The organism is Christiangramia flava JLT2011 (assembly GCF_001951155.1).
In the GTDB taxonomy this organism is placed as follows: Bacteria; Bacteroidota; Bacteroidia; order Flavobacteriales; family Flavobacteriaceae; genus Christiangramia; species Christiangramia flava.
In genome coordinates, this window is sequence record NZ_CP016359.1 from 3,261,523 (window position 1) to 3,286,139 (window position 24,617).

The 24,617-nt window shown below is 41.0% G+C and carries 25 protein-coding genes; 9 read left to right on the forward strand and 16 right to left on the reverse strand.

The features are described from left to right. Positions 1-21: 21 nt before the first annotated feature. The 3 genes from GRFL_RS14425 to purL all read right to left on the reverse strand — a co-directional run bounded on the left by GRFL_RS14425 (position 22) and on the right by purL (position 6,187). Positions 22-486, reverse strand: a complete 465-nt coding sequence (locus GRFL_RS14425; protein ID WP_083646170.1) for a MarR family winged helix-turn-helix transcriptional regulator — start codon at positions 484-486, stop codon at positions 22-24. Positions 487-623: 137 nt separating this feature from the next. Further along, positions 624-2,402, reverse strand: a complete 1,779-nt coding sequence (locus GRFL_RS14430; RefSeq protein WP_083645289.1) for an AMP-dependent synthetase/ligase — start codon at positions 2,400-2,402, stop codon at positions 624-626. Positions 2,403-2,524: 122 nt separating this feature from the next. Continuing rightward, positions 2,525-6,187, reverse strand: a complete 3,663-nt coding sequence (gene purL / locus GRFL_RS14435) for a phosphoribosylformylglycinamidine synthase (RefSeq protein WP_083645290.1) — start codon at positions 6,185-6,187, stop codon at positions 2,525-2,527. Between the two features lie 102 nt (positions 6,188-6,289). Between purL and GRFL_RS14440 the strand changes: the two genes are divergently transcribed. After that, a complete protein-coding gene (locus GRFL_RS14440; RefSeq protein WP_158091615.1) occupies positions 6,290-6,886 on the forward strand; it encodes a DUF4377 domain-containing protein in 597 nt (198 codons plus the stop codon). Between the two features lie 4 nt (positions 6,887-6,890). Here the strand turns inward: GRFL_RS14440 and GRFL_RS14445 are convergent, their stop codons facing one another. Beyond that, positions 6,891-8,102: an RsmB/NOP family class I SAM-dependent RNA methyltransferase gene (locus GRFL_RS14445; protein ID WP_083646172.1), complete on the reverse strand. Its 1,212-nt coding sequence runs from the start codon at positions 8,100-8,102 to the stop codon at positions 6,891-6,893. A gap of 74 nt (positions 8,103-8,176) precedes the next feature. Here GRFL_RS14445 and GRFL_RS14450 point away from each other — a divergent pair, with 74 nt between their 5' ends. Next, entirely contained in the window at positions 8,177-9,244 is a 1,068-nt protein-coding gene (locus GRFL_RS14450; protein WP_083645292.1) for a WD40/YVTN/BNR-like repeat-containing protein, read from the forward strand. A 91-nt stretch (positions 9,245-9,335) separates the two neighbouring features. Here GRFL_RS14450 and GRFL_RS14455 read toward each other — a convergent pair whose 3' ends face one another. The 3 genes from GRFL_RS14455 to GRFL_RS14465 are packed head-to-tail and all read right to left on the reverse strand — an operon-like array spanning position 9,336 to position 10,889. Further along, positions 9,336-9,782: a hypothetical protein gene (locus GRFL_RS14455; RefSeq protein ID WP_083646174.1), complete on the reverse strand. Its 447-nt coding sequence runs from the start codon at positions 9,780-9,782 to the stop codon at positions 9,336-9,338. A 1-nt stretch (position 9,783) separates the two neighbouring features. After that, the gene (locus tag GRFL_RS14460) at positions 9,784-10,311 is read right to left on the reverse strand and encodes a hypothetical protein (protein ID WP_083645293.1); all 528 of its coding nucleotides are present in this window, start codon (positions 10,309-10,311) and stop codon (positions 9,784-9,786) included. Between the two features lie 32 nt (positions 10,312-10,343). Beyond that, entirely contained in the window at positions 10,344-10,889 is a 546-nt protein-coding gene (locus GRFL_RS14465) for an RNA polymerase sigma factor (RefSeq protein ID WP_083645294.1), read from the reverse strand. A gap of 370 nt (positions 10,890-11,259) precedes the next feature. Here GRFL_RS14465 and GRFL_RS14470 point away from each other — a divergent pair, with 370 nt between their 5' ends. Beyond that, positions 11,260-11,610, forward strand: a complete 351-nt coding sequence (locus GRFL_RS14470; protein ID WP_083645295.1) for a hypothetical protein — start codon at positions 11,260-11,262, stop codon at positions 11,608-11,610. Here the strand turns inward: GRFL_RS14470 and GRFL_RS14475 are convergent. From GRFL_RS14475 to GRFL_RS14490, 4 genes are read right to left on the reverse strand one after another with little or no spacing between them, the layout of a single operon-like run. After that, positions 11,607-13,430, reverse strand: a complete 1,824-nt coding sequence (locus GRFL_RS14475; RefSeq protein WP_083645296.1) for an ABC transporter ATP-binding protein — start codon at positions 13,428-13,430, stop codon at positions 11,607-11,609. The genes GRFL_RS14470 and GRFL_RS14475 overlap by 4 nt on opposite strands. Before the next feature lie 12 nt (positions 13,431-13,442). Next, positions 13,443-15,173, reverse strand: a complete 1,731-nt coding sequence (locus tag GRFL_RS14480) for a phospho-sugar mutase (RefSeq protein WP_083645297.1) — start codon at positions 15,171-15,173, stop codon at positions 13,443-13,445. A gap of 51 nt (positions 15,174-15,224) precedes the next feature. Next, a complete protein-coding gene (locus GRFL_RS14485; RefSeq protein ID WP_083645298.1) occupies positions 15,225-16,184 on the reverse strand; it encodes a glycosyltransferase family 2 protein in 960 nt (319 codons plus the stop codon). A gap of 2 nt (positions 16,185-16,186) precedes the next feature. Continuing rightward, the gene (locus tag GRFL_RS14490; RefSeq protein ID WP_083645299.1) at positions 16,187-16,717 is read right to left on the reverse strand and encodes a DUF4199 domain-containing protein; all 531 of its coding nucleotides are present in this window, start codon (positions 16,715-16,717) and stop codon (positions 16,187-16,189) included. A gap of 152 nt (positions 16,718-16,869) precedes the next feature. On the opposite strand from GRFL_RS14490, the gene GRFL_RS14495 reads away from it, so the two are divergent. After that, on the forward strand, positions 16,870-17,124 hold the full coding sequence (locus GRFL_RS14495; RefSeq protein ID WP_083645300.1) for a type B 50S ribosomal protein L31: 255 nt from the start codon (positions 16,870-16,872) through the stop codon (positions 17,122-17,124). 113 nt (positions 17,125-17,237) lie between these two features. Beyond that, positions 17,238-18,392 (forward strand): GlmU family protein, encoded by a 1,155-nt coding sequence (locus GRFL_RS14500; protein ID WP_083645301.1) that lies wholly within the window; start codon positions 17,238-17,240, stop codon positions 18,390-18,392. Here GRFL_RS14500 and GRFL_RS18035 read toward each other — a convergent pair. Then, positions 18,389-18,550, reverse strand: coding sequence for a hypothetical protein (locus GRFL_RS18035; RefSeq protein ID WP_157493004.1), 162 nt, complete (start codon positions 18,548-18,550; stop codon positions 18,389-18,391). The genes GRFL_RS14500 and GRFL_RS18035 overlap by 4 nt on opposite strands. 239 nt (positions 18,551-18,789) lie before the next feature. Here GRFL_RS18035 and mtaB point away from each other — a divergent pair, with 239 nt between their 5' ends. Continuing rightward, positions 18,790-20,130 (forward strand): tRNA (N(6)-L-threonylcarbamoyladenosine(37)-C(2))-methylthiotransferase MtaB, encoded by a 1,341-nt coding sequence (mtaB, locus tag GRFL_RS14510; RefSeq protein ID WP_083645303.1) that lies wholly within the window; start codon positions 18,790-18,792, stop codon positions 20,128-20,130. Position 20,131: 1 nt separating this feature from the next. Here the strand turns inward: mtaB and GRFL_RS14515 are convergent, their stop codons facing one another. Both GRFL_RS14515 and GRFL_RS14520 read right to left on the reverse strand, forming a co-directional pair. Then, a complete protein-coding gene (locus tag GRFL_RS14515; protein WP_083645304.1) occupies positions 20,132-20,428 on the reverse strand; it encodes an N-acetyltransferase in 297 nt (98 codons plus the stop codon). 9 nt (positions 20,429-20,437) lie between these two features. Next, the gene (locus GRFL_RS14520; RefSeq protein ID WP_083645305.1) at positions 20,438-21,151 is read right to left on the reverse strand and encodes a pirin family protein; all 714 of its coding nucleotides are present in this window, start codon (positions 21,149-21,151) and stop codon (positions 20,438-20,440) included. 101 nt (positions 21,152-21,252) lie between these two features. On the opposite strand from GRFL_RS14520, the gene GRFL_RS14525 reads away from it, so the two are divergent. Together GRFL_RS14525 and GRFL_RS14530 are read left to right on the forward strand one after the other, a co-directional pair. After that, positions 21,253-21,960 (forward strand): alpha/beta hydrolase, encoded by a 708-nt coding sequence (locus GRFL_RS14525; RefSeq protein WP_083645306.1) that lies wholly within the window; start codon positions 21,253-21,255, stop codon positions 21,958-21,960. A gap of 1 nt (position 21,961) precedes the next feature. Next, positions 21,962-22,921, forward strand: a complete 960-nt coding sequence (locus tag GRFL_RS14530) for a lytic transglycosylase domain-containing protein (RefSeq protein ID WP_083645307.1) — start codon at positions 21,962-21,964, stop codon at positions 22,919-22,921. A 3-nt stretch (positions 22,922-22,924) separates the two neighbouring features. Here GRFL_RS14530 and GRFL_RS14535 read toward each other — a convergent pair whose 3' ends face one another. Together GRFL_RS14535 and GRFL_RS14540 are read right to left on the reverse strand one after the other, a co-directional pair. Next, positions 22,925-23,632 carry a TlpA family protein disulfide reductase gene (locus GRFL_RS14535; RefSeq protein WP_083645308.1) on the reverse strand — a complete coding sequence of 236 codons (708 nt, stop codon included), beginning with the start codon at positions 23,630-23,632 and terminating at the stop codon, positions 22,925-22,927. 128 nt (positions 23,633-23,760) lie between these two features. Then, on the reverse strand, positions 23,761-24,276 hold the full coding sequence (locus GRFL_RS14540; RefSeq protein ID WP_083645309.1) for a tetratricopeptide repeat protein: 516 nt from the start codon (positions 24,274-24,276) through the stop codon (positions 23,761-23,763). A gap of 152 nt (positions 24,277-24,428) precedes the next feature. On the opposite strand from GRFL_RS14540, the gene rpmH reads away from it, so the two are divergent. Beyond that, positions 24,429-24,587, forward strand: coding sequence for a 50S ribosomal protein L34 (gene rpmH, locus GRFL_RS14545; protein WP_083645310.1), 159 nt, complete (start codon positions 24,429-24,431; stop codon positions 24,585-24,587). Positions 24,588-24,617 lie beyond the last annotated feature (30 nt).

Here is a 24,617-nt window from a genome sequence, read left to right on the forward strand (position 1 = left end):
TTTGGTTCAGCTATTTTTTGATTAATTGTTATTTGTATTCACTTGAATTTCTTCGGTATAGATCTTTTTATCTGAAATAAGATCCATAATCGTATTGGCAACCTCAATAAAGGTTTTCAGGTCCTCTTCGGAAACATTTTCTTTCACCGCCTCGTCAAACCGAAGCACCACACGTTTGGAATAATCCCGCATTTCCTTACCAAAATCAGTAAGATGAATCAATACGCTCCGCCCGTCATTAGGATTTCGCTTCCTAATAATCAGACCTTTTTCTTCCATAGTTTTTAGGATTCTGGAAAGACTGGTGGCTTCCATACCCATTTTGGGGCCGAGCGAAGTAGAAGGGGTTCCGTTTTCAGGATCGATGCTCAAAAGAGCAAAACCTGTTGCCATCGTACTACCGGCTTTCCCGGCTTCCTCATTATACATTTTGGAAACGCCCATCCACGTGGCACGCAGTACGTAATCGATCGTCTTTTCTTTCATTTTACTCATTGGAGTCTTCCAAAATTAGTAAAAAATATTATGCATGCATAATAAATAGATTAAAAAATCTTTAATTTTTTTCATAAAAAAACTCTCCGCAGGGGAGAGTTGGGGGTGAAAATTATCAAATTGTAAATTTAACGTCCATAAAGTCCTTCGTACAGGTCTTTATAGCGATCTCTTACATTCCGTCTTTTTAGTTTCATGGTGGGTGTAAGATGACCTTCTTCCACGCTCCAGACTTCGGGAGTCATAGCAAAGGTCTTTACCCGTTCCCATTTTCCGAATTTCTGGTTGTAGAAATCAATTTCTTCCTGGATCCTGTTATGAACCATTTTGTTATTGGCTATATCCTTTTGGCTTCCATCTCCGAGGTCAATATTCTTCCTTCTGGCCCAATCTTCAATAAATTCAAAATTAGGCTGAATAAGAGCGGCTGGCATTTTCTCACCTTCACCAACCACCATGATCTGTTCGATAAAACGAGACTGTTTCATCGTATTTTCGATCAATTGTGGGGCTACGTACTTCCCGCCAGATGTTTTGAACATTTCTTTTTTACGGTCTGTGATCTTGAGGAAGCCATCCTTATCTAATTCTCCGATGTCACCGGTATGGAAAAATCCATCGGCATCCAGAACTTCATCTGTCTTTTCCTGGTCTTTGAAATAACCTTTCATTACGTTAGGTCCTTTAGCCATGATCTCACCATCTTCGGCGATTTTCACTTCCACATTATGGAGTACCTTTCCAACAGTCCCAATTCGGAAACCGTGATCGCGCTCGTCATTCACCGCAATTACAGGAGAGGTTTCGGTTAAGCCGTAACCTTCCATAACCGGGATTCCTGCAGCTGCAAATACTCTCGCCAGTCGGGGCTGCAGGGCAGCACTTCCGGAGACTATTAATTCAATATTATTTCCAAGTCCTTCTTTCCACTTGGAGAAAATCAGTTTCCTGGCAATTTTCAGCTTCAATTCGTACCACCAACCATTAGCTCCGTATGGTTCGTATTCGTGACCCAGTTCCACAGCCCAGAAAAAGAGGTTCTTCTTAATCCCTTCCAAAGCTGTTCCCTTGGCTATGATCTTGTCGTATACCTTTTCCAGCAATCTCGGTACTGCCGTGATCACGTGTGGTTTTACTTCTTTCAGGTTATCACTGATCTTATCGATAGATTCCGCAAAATAGATCGAAACCGCGTAGTACTGGTATAGATAGAGGATCATGCGTTCAAATATGTGGCAAACGGGCAGGAAGCTTAGGGCAACATACGTACCCGTTTCAAATGGCACCCGTGGCGCGCTTCCCAAAACATTGCTTACGATATTTTCATGGCTCAGCATCACGCCTTTAGGCCTTCCGGTTGTTCCGGAAGTGTAGATAAGCGTGGCAAGATCTTCAGCTTTGACGCTTTTTTTCAGTTTTTCTACTTCATCCTGGTTGCTTTTATCTTCTCCCTGCTGCAGCACTTCACTCCAGTTGGGACATGAAGAAATTTGGTCAAAGCTGTAAACTTCCTTCAACTGTGTATTATTCCGAATGCTCTGGACTTTCTCCAGTACTTCCGTATCAGAAACAAAACAAATGCTTGCGCCGCTATGGTTCAGCACATATTCATAATCTTCTTCGGAAATAGTTGGATAAATAGGAACATTTTGAGCACCGATCTGTAAAACACCGATGTCCAGGATGCTCCATTCGTTGCGGTTGGTGGAGGAGATCACAGCAATCTTGTCGTTGGGCTGAACTCCTAAACGCAGTAAACCCCGACTTAAGGTATTGGCTTTGTCTATATATTGTTTCGTGGAAAGCTTCTCCCACTTTCCGTCGTATTTCGTAGCTAAAGCAGTATTTAAAGGATGATTTTCTAATTGAAAATAGGGGAAATCAAAAAGTCTCTTAATCTCGTTCATGAAAAAGGGTAGTTTTCAGATATACCTTGCAAAATAGCAAAAAAGCGGTCTACTTCAAATTGAATATTCAAAAAAGAAGGGATGTTTTTAGCATCCCCTCAAAATTTTAATGTTTTAAAATACTATTTTTTCTCCAGCCATTTTCGGGCATTTACAAATGCTTCCAGCCATGGAGAAACCGCGTCGTTGCGATCTTTTGGGTAATAAGCCCAGTTCCATGGGAAGGTAGAACGCTCTAAATGAGGCATCATGACGAGGTGTCTTCCGGAATCATCGGTCAGCATTGCGGTGTTGTAGTGCGAACCATTTGGGTTGGCAGGGTAGCCTTCGTAGCCATATTTTCCAACGATCTGGTATTTTTCTTCCTCATACGGAAAACTGAATTTTCCCTCGCCGTGTGCTGCCCAAATTCCCAGTTTTGATCCTGCCAGAGAAGATAACATGACCGAATTATTCTTCTGAATTTCTACGGAAGTGAAGTTACATTCGAATTTATGCGATTCGTTATGGAGCATCTTTGGTTTCTGATCATGATTGGGATTGATCAATCCCAATTCAATGAAAAGCTGGCAACCATTACAAACCCCAAGCGATAACGTATCATCTTTGGCAAAAAAATCGTCCAGTGCTTTTTTCGCTTTTTCATTATATAGGAATGCGCCGGCCCAACCTTTAGCGCTTCCCAAAACATCAGAATTGGAGAATCCTCCAACGGCAGCAATGAATTTGATATCTTCCAGTGTTTCGCGACCGGTGATCAGATCGGTCATATGAACATCTTTTACATCAAAACCGGCAAGGTGCATGGCTCTGGCCATTTCCCTTTCAGAATTTGAACCTTTTTCGCGAATGATCGCTGCTTTGATCTTCGGTTTGTCTGAATTGATTTCTGGTAATGCTCCAGTGAAATGAGCAGGAAATTTAAATTCTAACGGCTGTTCTTTATAGTTATGGTAACGCTCAGCAGCTTTATCCTTTCCGCTTTGTTTTTCATCAAGCAGGAAAGAGGTTTGATACCACTTGTCTCTCAACTTCGGAATATCAAATTCGAATGAATCGTCATTATTCTGAATCTTTAAGGAAGTGCCCGGCGCTACTTTTCCGATTTTAAAACATGCTACGCCTACTTCTTTCAGAAATTGTTCAGCCATGTCATTTGAAGCCTGAAAAACGATTCCGCAGTTTTCATTAAACAACAATTTTGCTGAATCTGTTTCTGCTAAACCAGAAAGGTCAAGATCTGCTGAAAGGTTCACATCGGCAAAACACATTTCCAGCAGGGTAGTGATCAACCCTCCAGAGGCCACATCATGTCCAGCAACGATCATATCCTTCTTGATCATTGTTTGGATCGCGTTGAAAGCGTTCTTGAATTTTTTCGAATCTTTGATTGTTGGAACTTCATCTCCAACTTTATTCAGAATTTGGGCAAAAGATGATCCACCCAGTTTAAAGCTGTCCTGTGAAAGATTGATATAGTAAATATCTCCGGCGTTTCTCTGGAAAACCGGCTCAATAACTTTTGTAATATCATCGCAATGCCCGGTAGCCGAAATAATGACTGTACCTGGTGATAGAACTTCCCCATCTTTATAGCGCTGCTTCATGGAAAGGGAATCTTTTCCGGTAGGCACATTAATTCCAAGATCAATCGCAAATTCTGAAACTGCTTCCACAGCATCATATAAACGAGCATCTTCACCTTCATTATTACACGGCCACATCCAGTTCGCAGAAAGAGAAACCGATTTTATTCCTTTTTCTAAAGGAGCAAAAATGATGTTGGATAATGCTTCACCGATTGAATTTCTGGAACCGGCAACCGGATCAACCAACGCAGAAACGGGGGAATGACCAATTGAGGTTGCCACTCCGTTTTTTCCTTTGTAGTCCAGCGCCATAACTCCCACGTTGTTCAGAGGAAGTTGCAACGGCCCGGCAGTTTGCTGTTTTGCCACGCGTCCGGAAACGCATCTGTCAACTTTATTGGTCAACCAGTCTTTACAGGCAACAGCTTCCAATTGAAGGACCTGCTCCAGGTATTCCTGAATTTTTTCAGGAGAATAGGAGAGTGGCTGATATTTTCTGTCTATTGATTGATCATTCATGATTGTTTTCGGAGAACTTCCGAACATATCAGAAAGATCGAGATCCATCGGTTTTTTACCAGATTCAGAACCTTCAAAAACAAAGCGGTGATCGCCGGTCACATTCCCAACCATATACATTGGCGAACGTTCGCGATCGGCAATGCGTTTCAATTTTGCAATTTCAGCTTCTCCAATTACCAGTCCCATTCGTTCCTGAGATTCGTTACCGATGATTTCTTTTGCGGAAAGCGTAGGATCTCCTACGGGCAAGGCGTCCAGGTCGATTTTTCCACCGGTTTCTTCTACCAGTTCACTAAGACAATTTAAGTGCCCGCCGGCACCGTGATCATGTATGGAAACGATTGGATTAGTTTCAGCTTCCACCATTCCGCGTATGGCATTGGCCGCTCTTTTCTGCATTTCTGGATTGGAACGTTGAATAGCGTTTAGTTCAATACCGCTGCTGAATTCTCCTGTATCGGCAGAAGATACAGCAGCACCACCCATCCCAATTCGATAATTTTCTCCTCCAAGAATGACGATTTTATCATTTTTCTGAGGAGTATCTTTTTTGGCCTGGTCGGCTTTCCCGTAGCCAATACCGCCGGCAAGCATGATGACTTTGTCATATCCCAGTTTGCGATCGTGTTCTTCATGTTCGAAGGTTAGCACAGATCCCGAAATAAGCGGTTGACCGAATTTATTTCCAAAATCTGAAGCTCCATTGGAAGCTTTGATAAGGATATTCATCGGCGTTTGGTACAACCAGTTTCTTTCCTTCATTCCATTTTCCCATTTACGATCCTTCTGAAGTCGCGAATAAGACGTCATATAAACTGCAGTTCCGGCCAGTGGCAAAGAGCCTTTACCACCTGCAAGCCGATCACGAATTTCACCACCGCTTCCTGTGGCAGCACCATTGAAAGGTTCTACAGTTGTCGGGAAATTGTGGGTTTCAGCTTTTAAAGAAATAACCGAATCAAATTCGGTGTTCTGATAATAATCTGGAATATCAGCCGATTTTGGTGCGAATTGTTCCAGTTTGGGACCTTTGATAAAAGCAACGTTATCACGGTAGGCAGAAACGATCTCATTGGGATGTGCTTCCGAAGTTTTCCTGATCATTTTGAAAAGCGATTGCGGCTTTTCTTTTCCGTCGATCACAAAAGTGCCGTTGAAGATCTTATGGCGGCAATGTTCCGAATTCACCTGTGAAAAGCCGAAGACTTCAGAATCGGTTAATTTTCTTCCCAGTTTTTCAGAAAGAGATTCGAGGTATTTTACTTCTTCGTCATTCAGCGCGAGGCCTTCCTGCAGGTTATATTCCGCAATATTGTCAATCTCTTTGATGGGGTCGGGATTGATATGGATATCAAAAATATCCTGATCCAGTTTCTTATACTTCTGGGAAAGCATCGGGTCAAAATCGTGAAAATGTTCATCCACGCGCATAAATTCCTCGATACGAATGATACCGTGAATACCCATATTTTGGGTGATTTCCACGGCATTGGTACTCCAGGGAGTGATCATGGCGGCACGCGGACCAACAAAAAAATCTGCCAGCGCAGATTTATTGATTTGTTGAGTATTTCCGAAAAGCCAGTTAAGCTTACTAATTTCCTGAGCCGAAAGTTCAGAATGCGTTTCTACCGCATAAACTTTCGTAAGTTGGTTTCCGAAGAAAAGGATCATTTAGTCGTTGTTTGTGTTGTTTTTGAAAGGAACAAATTTATGATTTTTTTGTCGGTTAAAATGAAAATTTAAGAAAGGAAAATTCTTCCTGAAAGACAAATTTTGTATCTTTTATCAAATGTTTTCATCGTGATTTTCTTCCAACTAAATATCCGTTTCTGGCTAGGGATGATGTTGATATTTCTAGCTCAAACTTGTTCGATCCAGGGTCTCGAAGAAAATACTGGTACGGAACAGATACGGATCAATCACTACAAGCAATCTGCTTTTGGAATGGAGCCAATGCTGGTAATGCTGGTACAGGCAGGGGATGACATAGGTTCCGGCCGGTGGGAAAACTTTTATGATAATATAGCGGGCTTCGATTACGAGTCTGGATATATTTATCAGTTAAAAGTGAGAAAGAAAAAGGTAAAAAATCCACCACAGGATGCCAGTTCTGTACAATTTACATTGGTAAAGGTTATATCAAAAGAGGCGGTGAATCCTGATGAACATTTTACTATCAAATTAAAATGGGAGAATACCAATTTTGCTATCGCTGATGCAAATGGGCAATACTCATTATTATCGGAATATGATATTGACTGCAATTCACTTTGTGACGCACTCACCAATGCACTGGATCATAATGAAGAGGTTACTGGCACTTTCATCCATGGCCAGGATGGCAGCCTTATCTTAAAATCTATTGATTGAAAAACTATTTTTTCTCCAGAAGCGCCATGTAAAAACCGTCATAACCGCTGTCACTTGAAAGGATCTTTTCATCTTTCAGCAGTTTGAAATCTTTTCCTTCGTCGGAATTCAGGAAAAACTCTACCTGTTTTTGATTTTCTGAAGGCAGAACAGAACAGGTGGCATAGACCATTTTCCCACCTTTTTTAAGCATTTTTGAATACTGCTGAAGAATTTGCTGTTGCGTTTCCCGAATTTTATCCAGGAACTCCGGCTGAAGTTTCCATTTAGCATCGGGATTCCTGCTCAGAACTCCCAGACCGCTACATGGCGCATCGATCAGTACACGATCAGCAGAGTTGTAAAGCTTCTTGATCACTTTATTATTATCGATACTACGCGTTTCGATATTATGTGCACCGGCTCTTTTCGCGCGGCGTTTTAATTCCTTCAGTTTATTTCCGTAGATATCCAAAGCGATGATCTGGCCTTTGTTTTCCATCAAAGCAGCCAGGTGAAGGGATTTTCCTCCCGCGCCGGCACAGGTATCTACCACACGCATTCCAGGTTTCACATCAAGGAAATCGGCAACCCTTTGCGAACTGGCATCCTGAACCTCAAAAAGTCCATTTTGGAAAGCCTTAGTTTTAAAGATGTTTGCCCGCTCTTTCAAAACAAGGGCATCGGGATAATTCTTCAGGTTGTGGGTTTCAATTTCTTCCTGTGCCAAAACAGCCACCAGATCTTTTGGAGTGATCTTCAAACGGTTTGCCCGAATGACTACCGGCGCCTGGTTATTCAAAGCTTTGATTTCCCTGGTCCAGGTATCTGCTCCGAGTTCCTTTTCACCTAATTCATCCATCCAGTCTGGAATAGATTCACGGTATTTCCGGGTTTTACTCAGCTCATCAAAGCGACCTTTGATCCGTCGTTCCGGGGTGCCGGCAAATTGCGGCCAGTCTGGTAGCTCAATTCCTCGCAGCACCGCCCAAACGGTAAACATTCTAAAAAGATCTTCGCGTTTGAATGGCTGTTTGACATCTGCAATTTCGGAATACAATCTTTTCCAGCGAACGATATCATAGGTAGTTTCAGCAATAAAACTGCGATCTCGAGAACCCCAGCGCTTATCGCGCTTCAGCGTTTTTTCAATGACCTTATCGGCATAGCTTCCTTCATTAAATATTTCTGAAAGGGCATCTATTGTAGCAAAAACAAGGTTTCGGTGTAATCGCATAATTCTGTTTTTTAAGGCCGCAAAGGTACGTTTTTTTGAAAGGGAAACCTTTATATTTGATTCAAAATGCAATCATGAGAAAACTCTTTCCGCTTTTATTGATTTTGCTTGTAGCCTGTAAAAACGAGCAAAAGAACACTTCCGAAGAAGCCGATACACCTAAACTTTCTAAAAAATATACCCAGGTCAACATTGAGCCGATACTTGAAAATGATTCACTGAGCATCAGAGCTATCGAAATTATTGGAAAAAACGTGGTTTTTGCCGCAAACAAGGGTTCCTACGGTTTGTTCAATTCCGCTAATAAAGTCTGGAAAATCAGCACTCAGGAATTCGATACGATCACTCCGGAATTTCGTTCGCTGGCGAGTACAGCAAATGATTTCTTTATGCTGAGCGTTGGAAGTCCTGCCTTACTGTACAAAACCGGCGATGATGGGAAGATGAAACTGGTTTACCAGGAAGACCATGAAAAAGCTTTTTATGACGCCGTGGCATTTTGGAATGAGAATGAAGGAATCGCCATTGGTGATCCAACCGATAAATGCCTTTCTATGATCGTGACACGCGATGGGGGGCAAAACTGGGAAAAATTAGATTGCAGTATGTTGCCAAAAGCTGAAGAAGGTGAAGCAGCTTTTGCTGCCAGCAATTCTAATATCGCCATTCAGGGAGACGAGGCCTGGGTTCTTAGTGGTGGCGTTAAATCACGAATCTATCATTCTACTGATAAAGGTCATACCTGGGAAGTTTTCGACACCCCGCTACTACAGGGAGAACCTACACAGGGTGGATATTCCATGGACTTTTATGATGCGGAAAACGGAATCATTATCGGTGGAGATTATACCAAACCGGAAGGAAATTCTGGAAATAAGGCAATTACTTCGGATGGAGGGAAGACCTGGAAACTGATTGCCGATGGAAATAATCCCGGCTACAAAAGCAGTGTACGTTACTTTCCAAATGGTGATGCAAAGCATATTGTGGCGGTTGGTTTTACGGGAATCGATTATACTTCAGATGGGGGAGAGACCTGGAAAAATCTATCCGAAGAAGGATTTTACACGATCCGGTTTTTAAATGATTCTACCGCCTATGCCGCTGGAAAAGGACGAATTGCCCGGTTAGATTTTCGGTAAAATAATAATCCGACAATCAATGAAGATTGCCGGATTATCAACTACTAACTAACCAAAAAACTAAATATGAATAGCGTTACCTACTCATTTCTTAGGACTGTCCGCGGTCTTTTTTAGACCGGTATTCTTTAATCAATTTTTTGTGAAATTCATCTTCCAGCTGCTGGAGTTTGATAATGTCTTTGGCTGACATAATATTCTTCAGATCCCGAAACAGCTGCTTTTTGATCTTATACTCTTCACTTTCCACGGTTAGGAACTCGGTCATCAGCTTATCTGCCTCGTCCTCGCTCATACATTCCACGTTATTGAGTTCAATGTGTTCTCGCTCGTATAATTTCCGCCGCTCCACCTCATATTGATTGTAGATGGGCCAGAACTTTTCAGCAACCTTATCACTGAATTTCATTTCCTGTGTAAAATAGGCGACTTTCAAAGCTTTGATGCGCTCATAGCGCTCCTGAGGATCTTCTTCCTGAGCACTAACAACCTGGCCAAAGGCCACTACCAGGAAAATGGTAAAAATTAGATTTTTCATATTATTCCAGTATATCTGCCCGATCATCAAGGTTTTCTTCGAGATAATCATACACGGCATCCGAATTCACGTTTTCAAAGTCGGCATCATCAACAAGTTTGCCATCATCAAAAATAAATTCTGAATAGTCATCGGTGTCGAGGTCAATAATGCCCATATCGTAACCTTCATCAATATAATCTTCCATTACGGAAACTTCTATATCATCCCAGCTCACAGCTTGAGAAGGTTTCGATTTGAAAAGATTTGCGAATAACAAAAGGCCAATAACCACGACTGCAGCAGCATACGTCCAGAATTTCCCTCGATAGAACGGCACAACTTTCGGTTCAGGCCGGTCTATTTTCGAGAAAATTTTCTGTTCAAGATTTTCAAAATAGTCATCAGGAAGGCCAAAACCGGGCTCAGCGACAGGAATGTTCTGTGTGTCATCCAGCTCATTCATAATACGAGAAGACAGGTCACTAAAATAGTTACCTGGCACTCGAAAGCCTGAATCCTGATCATATTTTGAAAATTTCTTCTTCATGTGGTCTTTTGACTATTGGTATTTTAAAAGGTTTAATTGGTTTTTAAAAATTCTTCAATCTTTTTCACCGCGATATGATAGGAGGCTTTCAAGGCTCCTTCACTTGTTTCCAGGATTTCTGAAATTTCCCGGTATTTTAGTTCCTGAAAATATTTCATATTGAAAACCTGCTGTTGTTTTTCAGGAAGGGTCGCGATGGCTTTTTGTAATTTTAGCTGGATCTCATCACCTTCGAAATACACATCACTTTCCAGGTTATCGATGATCTTTTCCTGAAGTTCTTCCGAAGAAATCTTTAGTCTGCGGGCTTTATGATTTAAAAAAGTAATGGCTTCATTGGTAGCGATGCGGTACATCCAGCTGTAGAGCTTACTGTCTCCTTTGAATTTCTTGATATTTCGATACACCTTTAGAAAGGTATTCTGGAGCACATCATCTGCATCATCATGATCTTTGACCATGTTCCTAATATGCCAGTAGAGCCGCTGCTGGTAATTGTTTACCAGCTCACTGAAAGCTTCCCTCGCAGTCTTATCGTCCTGGAGCCTTGCTATAAATTGCTCTTCGGAATTATTCAATTTTAAAGATTATTGGAATTTAGATCGGGCGATAAAGGTAGTAAAAGGTGGTATAAAGAAAAATTTAAATCTCTACCTCTGAAAAGAAAGTAAAATCTTACAAATAACACTTCTTAAATCGATGAAATACATAAAATATTGACAAAAAGCATATTTTATTTGTGACGTATAGGTTTGATTCCTACATTTACCTCATTACGAAATAATTCAACCTTTTTTTGCCCTTAAGATTGAATTCAAAGATCGTTTCCAGCAGCCCCAAAGTGGAAACGGTATATTGATAAAAAACGGATGGACCTACCATCCGTTTTTTCATTTCTCTTGTTTTACACCGTAAATTTTAAGATTTTAGTCAAAAAGATGGTTAAAAATGAGAAATCTTCAAATTCTTCTTTTTGTGATATTAATGGGTTTTTCTGCTCTGGCTCAGGATAAAAAACCAGTTATTGGCGATCGTTTCGTCCTTCATGTTTCTGAATATCATCATTTGGAATCATTGCTAGCACCTCAGAAAAACTTCATTTTAAAGAAAAATGGAGTTGTCAATTTCAAAAGCCTGCATGGCGTTCCATTATATGTTAGTGCCGTAAAAACTAAAAAAGCTTATACCAGGTTAATCCTGAAAAGACTGGATGGTCGAAAATTTTTCAATGCATTTTCCAGTATTTCGGTGAACTATGAGCAAGCATTGGAATTGGGAGAAATTCAGCAGAAGAACTAGTCAAAAGATTGCATTTCCACCAGCTTTTTGTAGGTTCCGTTTTTGGCGATCAATTCCTGATGTTTTCCCTGTTCCACGATCTCCCCACGTTGCATGACCACGATATTATCAGCGTTCTGGATGGTGGAAAGTCGGTGGGCAATTACTACTGAAGTACGATTTTTCATCATATTTTCCAGGGCTTTCTGAACCAGTTTTTCACTTTCGGTATCCAGGGCCGAAGTGGCTTCGTCGAGGATCATTAGTGGTGGATTCTTCAGCACGGCCCGGGCAATAGATAAACGTTGTTTCTGCCCGCCACTTAATTTATTCCCGCTGTCCCCAATATTGGTTTCCAGTTGCTGGGGCAAATCTTTCACAAATTCCCAGGCATTGGCAACCTTGAGTGCATCGATAATTTCTTCATCGCTGGCATCTGGTTTTCCCAAGATAATATTATTCCGCACCGTATCATTAAAGAGAATACTGTCCTGAGTGACCAAGCCCATGAGGTTGCGCAGTGATGATTTTTTAATTTTTTTGATATCTATACCGTCCATGGAAATCGAACCTTTCTGAACGTCATAAAAACGGGTGATCAGGTTGGCAATGGTTGATTTTCCTGAACCAGATTGACCCACCAGTGCGACGGTTTTTCCCTTTGGTACTTCTATGCTGAAGTTTTTCAACACCTTTTCGTCTTCGTAACTGAAGTTTACCTGATCGATACTAATTTTTTCGTCGAACGCTCTTTTTTCAATCGCATCAGGGGCATCGGTAAGATTGGAAGGGGTTTCCAGGATTTCTAGGATTCTTTCCGCAGCCGCATTTCCTTTCTTCACGCTGTAGGAAGCTTTGGAAATTTGTTTGGCGGGAGTTAAAATATTATAAGCGAGACCCAGGAACGCTATAAAAGTAGCCGCATCAAGTGTACCATCTACCAGTACCATGTTTCCACCGAACCATAAAATGATCACGATCACAAAGATCCCGAGGAATTCACTGGTAGGGGAAGCTAAATTTTGGCGATTTATGAGGCTATTCAGAATATTATTGAGCCTGCTGGTGGATTCCTTAAAACGGGCATCAAAACGCTTCTCTGCATTAAAGCCTTTGATGATTTTTAAACTGGAAAGTGTCTCTTCCACGATTCCCAAAAAATGCCCGTTTTCCTGCTGCGCTAAATTGGACTGTTTTTTTAGTTTTTTTCCAATTAATGAAATAACAAATCCGGAAATAGGCAAAAAAACAAATACGAACAGGGTGAGCTTGGCGCTCATCAGCAACATGGCCAGAATAGTGAAAAGTATCGTCAACGGCTCCCGAACGATGAGTTCCAAAACCGATAAAAACGAAACCTGAACTTCATTGACATCCGCAGTAATTCGGGAAATAATATCTCCTTTTTTCTTTTCAGAAAAATAGCTTACCGGGAGTTCCAGGATCTTATGGTAGAGTGCATCGCGAACATCCTTTAGTACACCGTTCCGAAGAAAGGTGAGAAAAAAAGATGACAGGTAGCCAAACAGGTTTTTCAGGAAAAACAGGGCTACCACGATACCGCAAATAAAGATGAGTGCAGAAATCTCGTCTTCATTCACGCGTTGTGTCACATAGAAATTGAAATAATCAACGGCGTAGTCTTTTAAATGACCAATTCCTTCCCAGACAGGTTGTTCGTTTACCCGTTCGGTCTTGTCAAACAGGACCTTAATCACTGGAATGAGCGCGATGAACGACAGCGTACTGAAGATCGCATAGAAAATATTACAAATGATATTCAGTATCGCGTAAATCTTATAAGGTTTCGCGAACTGAATGATTTTTCGAAAATAGGTCATTTAAAACTTTGCTTAACCCAGACTGAGTTCTGATTTGATTCGTTGAATTTTTTCTGAAAGTTCCTTTTCGGTTTTTTCATATTCTGAAACAGCAGCAAGATCAGTATTCACGCTGATGTAAAATTTGATCTTCGGTTCGGTGCCGCTTGGTCTTGCCGCGATCTTTGTACCGGCTTCCGTATAATAAATCAGAACATTTGACTTGGGAATATCGATGGGATGTTCCGTATGGTTCTGAACGTTTTTGGCTACGGAAGACTGGTAATCTTCCACTAACACCACCTGTTCACCATCAACCATTTCCCAGGGATTTTCACGCAGGTTGATCAGCATTTGCTTGATCTCTTTTTCACCCTGAATTCCTTTTTTTACTAACGAGATCAATTCTTCCTTATACAAACCGTATTTTACATAAAGTTCGAGGAGCTGCTGGTAGAACGAGCTGCCTTTAGATTTGAGGTCAGCAGCGATCTCACAGGCCAGAAGGGTAGAAGTGACAGCGTCTTTGTCACGCACAAAATCTCCTACCATGTAACCAAAACTCTCTTCACCCCCTCCGATGAAATTCAATTCCGGGTGATCTTTAATCAGTTTTGCGATCCATTTGAAACCGGTAAGAACTTCTTTGTATTCCACACCATAATCTTCCACCAGGTTTTTCAGCATGGGCGTAGAAACTATGGTAGAAGCCATAAATTCCTTGCCCTGGATCCGGTTCTCTTTTTTCCATTTTTCAAGCAGGTACCAGGACATGAGTAACATGGTCTGGTTTCCATTAAGAAGGATCATTTTATTATCAAGATCACGAACAGCCACTCCAAGGCGATCACAATCGGGATCTGTACCAATCACGATATCGGCATCCTTGGCATCTGCCAGTTCCAGCGCCATTTTCAGGGCTGCCGGCTCTTCAGGATTCGGAGATTTTACAGTTGGAAAATTGCCGTTTGGTTCCTTTTGTTCCTCAACGATATGCACATCAGTAAAACCGGCTTTCTGCAAAACGTCCGGAACCTGTGTGATCGAAGTTCCGTGTAGAGAAGTGAAGACGATTTTCAGATTTTGCCTAGCGGAAGCTTCCATATCAAAACTTCCGTTTTTGACTGAAGCTTCAGCAAAAGACTCGTCCACTTTTTTATCAATTTTCTCGATCAATGCTGAATTTGCCTCAAAATTGATCTTTTCATATTCCAGATTATTGATCAAATCCACCAATTCTTTGTCCTGGGGAGGAACTAATTGGCCACCATCCTGCCAGTAGACTTTATAACCGTTGTATTCCGGCGGGTTGTGACTGGCAGTAAGAACGATTCCGCAGTGACATCCAAGCTCCTTTACAGCAAATGATAATTCGGGCGTAGGGCGTAATTCTGAAAACAGAAAGACCTTAATCCCGTTCGCTGAAAAAACATCAGCTACCACCTGTGCCAGTTTTTGACTGTTATTGCGGCAATCATAAGCAATCGCAACCTTTAATTCTTCGCCAGGAAAAGACTTCTTCAGATAATCTGAAAGACCCTGAGTGTTTTTTCCCAACGTATATTTATTGATGCGGTTGGTACCCACACCCATGATGCCGCGCATGCCACCGGTTCCGAATTCGGCATTTTTATAAAAGCTTTCTTCCAGTTCCTGCGGATTTTCAGCTTTCATTCGGCTGATTTCCGCTTTTGTCTCTTCGTCAAATGTGTCGCTAAGCCACGCGTCGGCTTTCTGAAGAATTTCAGGTTTGATATTCGCCATGTTGGTTCAATTTATTGGAAAAACAAAAATAAGATAATTCCTGTAAAGGCCTTAAATATTCGCTGTGGTTTTACGAATGAGGTAGCGTTCTTTATCTCTTTTCGATCTCAGGATCAATTCACCGAGGAAACCGGCAAGGAAAAACTGCGTTCCAATGATCATTACGGTAAGAGCTATGTAAAACCAGGGATTGAGCGCCACTAATGTATTGGGCTGATGATGGTAAAGCTTGTATAATTTGGAAAAGCCGATCCAGCCTGCGGAAATAAAACCGATAATGAACATCAAAACCCCCAGGGAGCCGAAAAGATGCATGGGGCGGCGGCCAAATTTGGATAAAAACCAGATACTAATGAGATCCAGAAAACCGTAAATGAACCGATTGATCCCAAACTTCGTCTTTCCGTACTTACGGGCCTGGTGCTTTACTTCTTTTTCAGTTATGCGGTAAAAGCCTGCATTTTTGGCTAAAACCGGGATATATCGATGCATTTCACCGTAAACGTCGATATTCTTGATGACTTCCTGCTTGTAGGCCTTGAGTCCGCAATTAAAATCGTGTAATTGGACTCCGGAAGTTTTTCTGGCGGCTGCGTTGAAGATTTTGGAAGGAATATTCTTCGTGAGCACATTATCGTATCTTTTTTTCTTCCAGCCTGACACCAGCTGGTAATCTTCCTGGGTGATCATTCGGTAAAGTTCCGGGATCTCTTCCGGATTGTCCTGAAGATCAGCATCCATCGTGATGACCACGTCACCGGAGGCTTTAAGGAAACCGGCATGTAGAGCCTGCGATTTGCCATAATTTCTATTGAAACGAATGCCTTTGACGTTTTCATCATTCAGCGAAAGCGATTCAATGGTTTTCCAGGAATTATCGGTACTACCATCATCTATGAAAATGATCTCATATGAAAAGGAATTGGATCGCAAGACTTTTGCGATCCAATTATATAATTCTACTAAAGATTGTTCTTCGTTTAGAAGTGGTATTACAACCGATATTTGCATTCTTAGACGTTTACTTGCTCTTTCTCACGAACGATCAAAGATACAATAAGTCCTAACAATGCATACAATACCAGTTGAAAAGCGTAACCTTTTAATTGGTTTACCAGTGAAAACTGGTTGTTATCCTGCATATTGCGCAAGGCTTCATTGATCTGGTCTTCCGGAGCGCCAAAGCGTTCCATCATGGAACGGGTAGATTCCATTGTAAGTTCGGTAAGCGTTTCAGAAGCAGCAGGATCGACCACGTTGAATAGTAAGAACGAGAATAGGAGACCGATGAAGGTTCCGATGAAAATGGTTAGAAAATAAGAGCCAAAGGCTTTTTTGAACGAGAATAGTTCGGTGCTTGCTTTTTTCGCTTTACTGGCAGCAAAACCTCCCATGATAATGGTGAACAGAATGATCAGGATCCCGAACCACCACTTGGTGAACAGGGCCAGGTCAAACGCATAAGCTAAAACAGTAATAAGGATCAGTGCGACGCCAAGGTATATACCATAAGCAACCGATACTTTTTTTGCGGGACTTTCCATAATTTTGATTGTTTAGATAGTTAATTTAGCAGTTAGTTAACAAATATAGGAAAACGTTACACGAGAAATTTCTAAATTTTTTTCTGAAGCTATTTGCTCATGAAGAAATATTATTTAAATTTGCACCTCGAAAAATTATAAAGATCAAAGCGATGAAGCAGGGAATCCATCCGGAAAATTATAGATTAGTAGCTTTTAAAGATATGTCTAATGATGACGTATTCATTACAAAGTCTACTGCTAAGACCAAAGAAACTATTGAAGTTGAAGGAACTGAGTACCCGTTGGTAAAACTGGAAATTTCCAGAACTTCACACCCATACTACACTGGGCAAACCAAATTGGTTGATAGTGCTGGTAGAATTGACAAGTTCAAGAACAAATACGCTAAGTTCAAGAAAAAATAATTTCTACGCTTAGATTCAAGATACAAAGCCGCTATATGCGGCTTTTTTATTTTAACCTAATCTAAACGCTGATATTTTCAGGAACTCTTATTTTTGAATCAAAATCAGAATTGATGAATTATATTCTTTTTGACGGTCCATCCAGGAATAACTTGCTGCCATTTACTTTTACACGGCCGGTGGCTGAAATCCGGGTGGGAATTCTAACCATTAGAGAAAAATGGCAACATGTTTTAGAAACCAAATTAGCCATCCAGACTCAGGATTATCTCCGTGGTAAATGGCCAGCTCAAAAAGAAAGCTCCAATATTTTTATAGATGCTTCCCTGTGTCCTGATGAAGATTTAATACAGGCAATTCAGGAACTGAAACCGGGAGAACGACTCGTTCAGGATGCTCAGGTTTTGGTTTATTTTGAAGAAACCGATTCTTACAAAGATGTTCCATATACCCGTGAAATTCTTCAAATTCAGCATACCTGGGATATTTTCTCCAAAAATGCTGCGGCTATTGAAGCCGATTTTAAGCTGCTCACCACGGGAAGAACTTCCCAGCCAATTCCGCAGCACGTACACGCGAAAAATCCAGAGTCTATTTTTATTGAAGAAGGTGCAGAAGTCGAATTTTGTTCGCTGAATGCGAGTTCAGGCCCGATCTATATTGGTAAAAATGCGATGGTGATGGAGGGAACGCACATTCGTGGGCCCTTTGCTTTAGGAGATCATGCAATCATTAAAATGGGTGCAAAGATTTATGGCCCTACGACTATTGGTCCCAATTGCAAAGCCGGAGGAGAGATCAATAATTCGGTCATGTTCCAGAACTCCAATAAAGGCCACGACGGCTTCCTGGGGAACTCGGTGCTGGGTGAATGGTGTAATCTGGGTGCAGATACCAATAATTCAAATCTCAAAAATAATTATGCGGAAGTAAGGCTTTGGGATTATGATAAAGAGGGTTTTTCAAAAACCGGACTTCAGTTCTGCGGATTGATCATGGGGGATCATAGTAAATGCGCTATTAATACCATGTTTAATACCGGGACGGTAATTGGTGTGAGTGCCAATATCTTCGGAAGTGGTTTTCCACGAAATTTTGTTCCGAGTTTCAGCTGGGGTGGAAGCGCCGGTATGAGCGTATATAAACTCGACAAAGTATTTGAAACAGCAGAATTGGTTCTTAAAAGGCGAAACCTGGAATTAACAGATGCCGATAAGAACATCCTGGAACATGTTTTCGAAGAAACTGCGAAATGGCGGAGATTCTAATATAAAAAGAGATACCAGGCCACACCCATACTGAGCACGATCATGGCGAACACCGCCAGCGTGCGATATTGACGCTTTTTATTGAACTCAATAATACTTTTCTGAAATTCTTCTAGGTCCGCTTCAGTTAAACGACCTTTTTGAAAGTCTCTCTCCATCCTTAGGGTGCTGGAGTAGGATCTTCGACTTCTGGGCTTTTTCCGCAAGGAAACAGCACTTTGGTTGGGGTTTGCAGATTGCATTTTCATTAGCTGAACAATTCTAAAAATACAAATATTTTTGATACAATAGTTGAAAATCAAATATTTGTAAGGAATTCGTCTTGTGAAAGGTTTTTCAGAAATCATTTTAGTTGGTATCTTTGCAGGCCCAAATTGGCTTGCAGAGAATTAGGATTATGACCAAACAGAAGAAAGTAGCGTTTTATACCCTTGGATGTAAACTGAATTTTTCAGAAACGTCTACCATTGCTCGTTCCTTTGAAAATGAAGGCTTTGAGAGGGTTGAATTTTCAGAAGAAGCGGATATTTATGTCATCAATACCTGTTCAGTTACTGAAAATGCCGATAAGCGTTTTAAAACCATCGTTAAACAGGCGCAGAAAGCCAATGAAAATGCGTTCCTGATCGCCGTTGGTTGTTATGCCCAGCTAAAACCCGAAGAACTTGCCGCAGTAGACGGGGTGGATTTGGTCCTTGGGGCTACTGAAAAATTCAAGATCACCGATTATCTGAACGATCTTACTAAAAATGATCACGGTGAAGTGCATTCCTGTGAGATCAATGAAGCCGATTTTTACGTTGGTTCTTATTCCATTGGGGATAGGACCCGCGCGTTCCTGAAGGTTCAGGATGGATGTGATTATAAATGCACGTACTGTACGATTCCGCTGGCACGTGGAATTTCCCGAAGTGATAAACTGGAAAATGTGCTAATAAATGCCGCGGAAATTTCAGAACAGGGAATCAAGGAAATTGTGCTTACTGGCGTCAATATTGGTGATTACGGAAAAGGCGAATTCGGGAATAAGAAGCATGAGCATACTTTTCTGGATCTGGTGAAAGCACTGGATGAAGTGGAAGGTATCGAACGTTTGAGAATTTCTTCCATTGAGCCCAACCTGCTGAAAAATGAAACGATCGATTTTGTGGCTTCCAGCCGTACGTTTGTTCCGCATTTCCACATTCCATTACAAAGTGGAAGCGATGATATTCTGAAGAAAATGCGCAGGCGCTACCTGAGTGATCTGTATGTAGACCGAGTGTCGCAGATCAGAAAAGTGATGCCACATGCCTGTATAGGTGTGGATGTGATTGTAGGTTTTCCGGGCGAGAGCGAAGAACATTTCCTCGAAACCTATAATTTTCTGAACGAATTGGATATTTCGTACCTGCATGTTTTCACCTATTCGGAAAGAGATAATACGCCAGCCGCAGAAATGGATGGAGTGGTTCCTTTAAAGGTTCGGAAAAAGCGCAGTAAAATGCTCAGAGGTCTCTCAGCTAAGAAGAGAAGGGCCTTTTATGAAAGTCAGCTTGGAACGCTTAGGACAGTTCTTTTTGAAGGGGAGAACAAAGAAGGTTATATTCACGGTTTTACGGAAAACTATGTGAAGGTGAAAACTCCCTGGAATCCTGAATTAGTCAATACACTTCAACAAATTAAGCTGACAAAAATTGATGAAGACGGGCTTGTTCGTTTTGAATATGTCACGGAGCCGCAAGCGGTATTGAGCTGATTTAAATATTGATCCCTACCGGAAGCAGATCTTTGTATTTTCTGCGATTCCGCCGCATAAAACCAGCAATTTCAGGACTAGTGGGAACAACTCTGGTATTCCTCGTTTTAATTTCTTCCAGCACCGCTTTGATAAATTCTTCCTGCTGGTCTTTTGCGTTTTCAGGTAATTTTATCTTTGTGAGAAAGATCTTGCGTTCCTGCTGAGAATATTCTATAGTCGCCAGTTCGTCGCCGAACCGGGTCTCAAATTGCCTTAGAAATTCGTTATCTGTAATGACTAAATCAGTGCTGCTCATAGTTTTATTTTAACTCATAGGCACTTCGATTAAAAGAACCTTTGATTGTTTTAAGACTTCAATTGTAAGGCTGGAAGTTTTCCAAACACCCATGGCGTCTCGTTTTTCCAGAGTATGATCGTCAATTTTCAGGCTTCCATCAATTAAGAATATATAAACGCCATGTTCTTGATTCTGAAGATTATAAGCAATTTTCCTGCCACTTTCAAATTCTCCTAGCTTTAGGTAGGCGTTCTGGTTGATCCAAACAGCCTCTTCCTTTTGGTCTGATTTTGGAGTAACGAGGTCAATTAGCTCATTCTTTTGAAGTAAATGCTCATAATTTTTCTGGTCATATCGTGGTTCCAGGCCTTGTTTTTCGGGGAATATCCAGATCTGAAGCATATTGAGATCGTGTTGTGAAGGATTCATTTCACTGTGTTCCACACCGGTTCCGGCGCTCATTACCTGAACTTCTCCTGCTTTCACCACTTTGGTGTGGTCCATACTATCGCGATGACGTACCTGGCCAGAAAGGGGAATGGTGATAATTTCCATATCCCGGTGCGGATGTGTCCCGAAACCCATACCTGCTGCTACAGTATCATCATTCAGAACCCGTAAAAGCCCAAAATTGGTCTTATTAGGATCAAAAAAATTGGCGAAGCTGAATGAATAATTTGCCTTAAGCCATCCAAAATCGGCTTTCCCGCGCGAATTCGCTGGGTGAAAAACTTTTTCCATAATAATAGGTAAGGTTTATTTGAAAGTCGGTAGTAATCCGGTAATTTTGAATAGTAAATTTACGCTTTAAGCCGAATTTTTGCTGTTATACACTTGTTAAAATGACGGAAGCTTCAAAAATCACTCATGTTTATTTCATGCCTGGTATGGCTGCGGCTCCTTCTATTTTTGAGAATCTTATACTAGACGAAAGCCGGTTCGAGATGCACCTTTTGGAATGGCAAATGCCAGATCGGGATGAAAGCCTCGAGGCCTATGCTGAAAAGATGTCGAAATTTGTTAAACATGAGCATGCCGTACTCATTGGCGTATCTTTTGGTGGTGTCATCGTCCAGGAAATGGCAAAGTTCCTTGATTTAAAACGCCTCATCATTATTTCCAGTGTGAAATGTACCGATGAGCTTCCACCAAGGATGAAGTTTGCTGCGAAAACAGGTTTATTTAAAATTTTGCCTACAGGTTTGGTAAATTATGTAGATCAGTTCGAAAAAGTAGCAGTAGGAAATTTTCTGAAAAAGCGTGCGAAATTATACAAGCAATATATTTCGATTACTGATAAGCAATACCTGGATTGGGCTATTAAGCAAATGCTTACCTGGAAATGCGAATTGCCAGATGAAAAGGTTATTCATATTCACGGTGATAAAGATGAAGTCTTTCCGGTGAAATATGTGAAAGATGCAATTTTAGTGAAGGGTGGAACTCATATTATGATCGTCAACCGTTTTCGATGGTTTAACGAAAATTTACCCGATTTGATCCTAACCGGAAAATTGAAGAAAAAAATTAAAAAAGAAAAAATCAGCTAATATGAAAACTGTAAAAACAATAGGAATTGTAATAGGAGTACTGAGCGTGAGTGCCTTGAGCATCAACGCCGTGCAGCAGCCAAATCGTGTTGAGGAACCAAATGAAACGAATGTCAATTCCACAATTTCTGAAAAAAGTGTTGCAGAAACGTACCGTATCAAAGCGCTGCCAGTGCCTGAAAAAGCATCTTTTGCTGGAGAAAGCGCCCCATTAAATGATCCTGATGTATATGAACGATTAGACAGGGAATTACTGGTAAATACGTACTGGCAATCAAACGCACTTTTATTAATCAAAAGAGCGAATAAGTATTTCCCAGTAATCGAAGAGATTTTGAAAGAAGAAGGTGTACCAGAAGATTTTAAATATCTGGCGGTGATTGAAAGCGGGCTCACACAGGCTGTTTCACCCGCAGGTGCAGTAGGTTTTTGGCAATTAATGGAAGGTACCGGGAAGGAGTATGGACTGGAGATTAACGATAACGTGGATGAACGTTATAATATTGAAAAATCTACACGCGTTGCAAGTGATTATTTGAAGAAGGCCAAAGAACGCTTTGGTAGCTGGACCCTGGCTGCGGCCTCTTACAACGCAGGGCAATATGGTGTTGATAAACAACTCGGCCGCCAGAAAGTGTCAGGTTATTATGATCTATTGCTAGGGGAGGAGACCGGAAGATATGTTTTCAGAATCCTTGCTTTGAAAGAGATCATGAACAATCCAGAAAAATATGGTTTCGATTACCAGCCAGATGATCTATATCAGCCTGTTCCTGTTAAAAAGGTAAGAGTAGATACAGTGGTAAAGGATTTTCCAGATTTTGCTGAGAAATTCGGGATCAATTATAAGACTCTGAAAATCCATAATCCCTGGCTGCGGGATGACCATTTAAAGAACGCTTCAAGAAAAGCCTATTATATTTCAATTCCGGAAGAAGGTTATTATCCAGCAGTAAAATAAGATCTATTCATTGCCAACATAATCATCTTCGTATTTGTTGATGAGATTGTTGGCGATGGAAGCTTCCATTTGCTGGTAATTTTCGCGGTAGGCTGTTTCCTCCGCAGCGTTAAAGGCTGGGAAAACACTTCTGCGAATATCTGCGATACGCTTATCGGCAGTCATCAGAAAACAGGTTGGAAGGCCAAGAGAGTGCTTCAGTTGTTTAACCACGTAAGCACCATTGTTTTTAGTTTCATCTACATACACAACCTTGATCTGCTCATTGAACTGGCTGGAAAGTTCCTCGACCTTATCTTTTTTGTCCCAAAAAAGGACTACAAAATCGATACGGCCGGCAAATTGATTAGCGAGTTTGTTCAAGGCCGGAATTTGTCCTTTTCCGGGGACACACCATGAAGCGTAGGTGATTAGGAAAACCGGTTTGTCAAAATCTGAAAGACGTATAGTATTGTTTTTTCGGGCCAGTGTATGAAATTCAAAATCATTCATATAGGAACCCTCCAGAAGATTATTGGTAAGAGAGTCAAAAAGTTGTTCCGCTTTGTCATAATCGCGGAAGCGGTAAGCCAAATCAGCTTTTTTGTTATAATCATCGAGATGCATGGCCAAAGCTTCAGAGAAGTAAACTTTCTCTGGCTCAGGCTCTTGTATGATCTGAGCAAAAAGGGTGGGGCTTAAAAAAAGAAAAACAAGTAAAAGTCTCTTCATGCAAATGTTTGTGGGGCGTAACATTTGCGAAATTAGTCTAAGCTTATCTTCAGTAGAAATTTACTCGTTGAAAAGCACAGAAATTAGTTGAAAATATCAGTTAAGATAATTTTTCAAAAATTAACAACTTAGATACGTTTCATTTGGTCTTTCATCATGCGAATTTGATCGGCCATCATTCCATGTTTATCCAGCTTCTTTGCTTCAGCTAAAAGCATGGTAGCCTCTCGTTTACGACGTTTGGTCATAGCGATCCCTGCAAGATTTAGTTTCGCCATTGCCAGGTCATGATCCATACTTAAGCCAAGCCTGATCGCTTTTCTGAAATGCTTTTCAGCTTGAGTGATATTAGATTGCGAAACCATGAGACCGTGAAGGTACCAGTAATAGCCCTGTTGTTTCTGCGTTAGCGCTTTTTCCGGGTCTTTAATTTTATCAAGCCATTTTTTTGCTCCTTCAAAATCCTGTTTTCTCAGGCGCAAAAAGGCAAGAAGGATGATTTCGTTTTTGAAATAAAGGAAGATAAAAATTCCGGCTAGGAGAATAAGAGAAATACCATTACCTATGTGACCTTCAATAAATTGCCATACTGCGGCAGCGATTACCAGGCCTGCAAGAACTAATTTGATATTTTTATGAAACATTTGCGCTTTGGTTTTTCAGGCTGCAAAGGTAATAAAAACTATTCGAAATTATTTTTAATTAGTATTTGCAGTAGATAAAAAGCTTTGTATATTTGCACGCAGTTTTAAAGACAGCCAAAAACGAGTTTTACAGAAGATAAAAGATATTTAAAATGAAAAGAACGTTTCAACCATCTAAAAGGAAGAGAAAAAATAAGCACGGCTTCAGAGAGCGTATGTCTAGTGCTAACGGAAGAAAAGTCCTTGCAAGAAGAAGAGCAAAAGGTAGAAAAAAATTATCTGTATCTTCTGAAAACAGACACAAACACTAATGAATCACGCTTTACGAAATAAATAAAGGT

Excerpts from the sequence above, each read along its gene's own strand:
- GRFL_RS14425 (WP_083646170.1), bottom strand. The coding sequence starts at position 486 with ATGAAAGAAAAGACGATCGATTACGTACTGCGTGCCACGTGGATGGGC.
- GRFL_RS14430 (WP_083645289.1), bottom strand. The coding sequence starts at position 2,402 with ATGAACGAGATTAAGAGACTTTTTGATTTCCCCTATTTTCAATTAGAA.
- purL (WP_083645290.1), bottom strand. The coding sequence starts at position 6,187 with ATGATCCTTTTCTTCGGAAACCAACTTACGAAAGTTTATGCGGTAGAA.
- GRFL_RS14445 (WP_083646172.1), bottom strand. The coding sequence starts at position 8,102 with ATGCGATTACACCGAAACCTTGTTTTTGCTACAATAGATGCCCTTTCA.
- GRFL_RS14450 (WP_083645292.1), top strand. The coding sequence starts at position 8,177 with ATGAGAAAACTCTTTCCGCTTTTATTGATTTTGCTTGTAGCCTGTAAA.
- GRFL_RS14455 (WP_083646174.1), bottom strand. The coding sequence starts at position 9,782 with ATGAAAAATCTAATTTTTACCATTTTCCTGGTAGTGGCCTTTGGCCAG.
- GRFL_RS14460 (WP_083645293.1), bottom strand. The coding sequence starts at position 10,311 with ATGAAGAAGAAATTTTCAAAATATGATCAGGATTCAGGCTTTCGAGTG.
- GRFL_RS14470 (WP_083645295.1), top strand. The coding sequence starts at position 11,260 with ATGAGAAATCTTCAAATTCTTCTTTTTGTGATATTAATGGGTTTTTCT.
- GRFL_RS14475 (WP_083645296.1), bottom strand. The coding sequence starts at position 13,430 with ATGACCTATTTTCGAAAAATCATTCAGTTCGCGAAACCTTATAAGATT.
- GRFL_RS14480 (WP_083645297.1), bottom strand. The coding sequence starts at position 15,173 with ATGGCGAATATCAAACCTGAAATTCTTCAGAAAGCCGACGCGTGGCTT.
- GRFL_RS14485 (WP_083645298.1), bottom strand. The coding sequence starts at position 16,184 with ATGCAAATATCGGTTGTAATACCACTTCTAAACGAAGAACAATCTTTA.
- GRFL_RS14490 (WP_083645299.1), bottom strand. The coding sequence starts at position 16,717 with ATGGAAAGTCCCGCAAAAAAAGTATCGGTTGCTTATGGTATATACCTT.
- GRFL_RS14495 (WP_083645300.1), top strand. The coding sequence starts at position 16,870 with ATGAAGCAGGGAATCCATCCGGAAAATTATAGATTAGTAGCTTTTAAA.
- GRFL_RS14500 (WP_083645301.1), top strand. The coding sequence starts at position 17,238 with ATGAATTATATTCTTTTTGACGGTCCATCCAGGAATAACTTGCTGCCA.
- GRFL_RS18035 (WP_157493004.1), bottom strand. The coding sequence starts at position 18,550 with ATGGAGAGAGACTTTCAAAAAGGTCGTTTAACTGAAGCGGACCTAGAA.
- mtaB (WP_083645303.1), top strand. The coding sequence starts at position 18,790 with ATGACCAAACAGAAGAAAGTAGCGTTTTATACCCTTGGATGTAAACTG.
- GRFL_RS14515 (WP_083645304.1), bottom strand. The coding sequence starts at position 20,428 with ATGAGCAGCACTGATTTAGTCATTACAGATAACGAATTTCTAAGGCAA.
- GRFL_RS14520 (WP_083645305.1), bottom strand. The coding sequence starts at position 21,151 with ATGGAAAAAGTTTTTCACCCAGCGAATTCGCGCGGGAAAGCCGATTTT.
- GRFL_RS14525 (WP_083645306.1), top strand. The coding sequence starts at position 21,253 with ATGACGGAAGCTTCAAAAATCACTCATGTTTATTTCATGCCTGGTATG.
- GRFL_RS14530 (WP_083645307.1), top strand. The coding sequence starts at position 21,962 with ATGAAAACTGTAAAAACAATAGGAATTGTAATAGGAGTACTGAGCGTG.
- GRFL_RS14535 (WP_083645308.1), bottom strand. The coding sequence starts at position 23,632 with ATGAAGAGACTTTTACTTGTTTTTCTTTTTTTAAGCCCCACCCTTTTT.
- GRFL_RS14540 (WP_083645309.1), bottom strand. The coding sequence starts at position 24,276 with ATGTTTCATAAAAATATCAAATTAGTTCTTGCAGGCCTGGTAATCGCT.
- rpmH (WP_083645310.1), top strand. The coding sequence starts at position 24,429 with ATGAAAAGAACGTTTCAACCATCTAAAAGGAAGAGAAAAAATAAGCAC.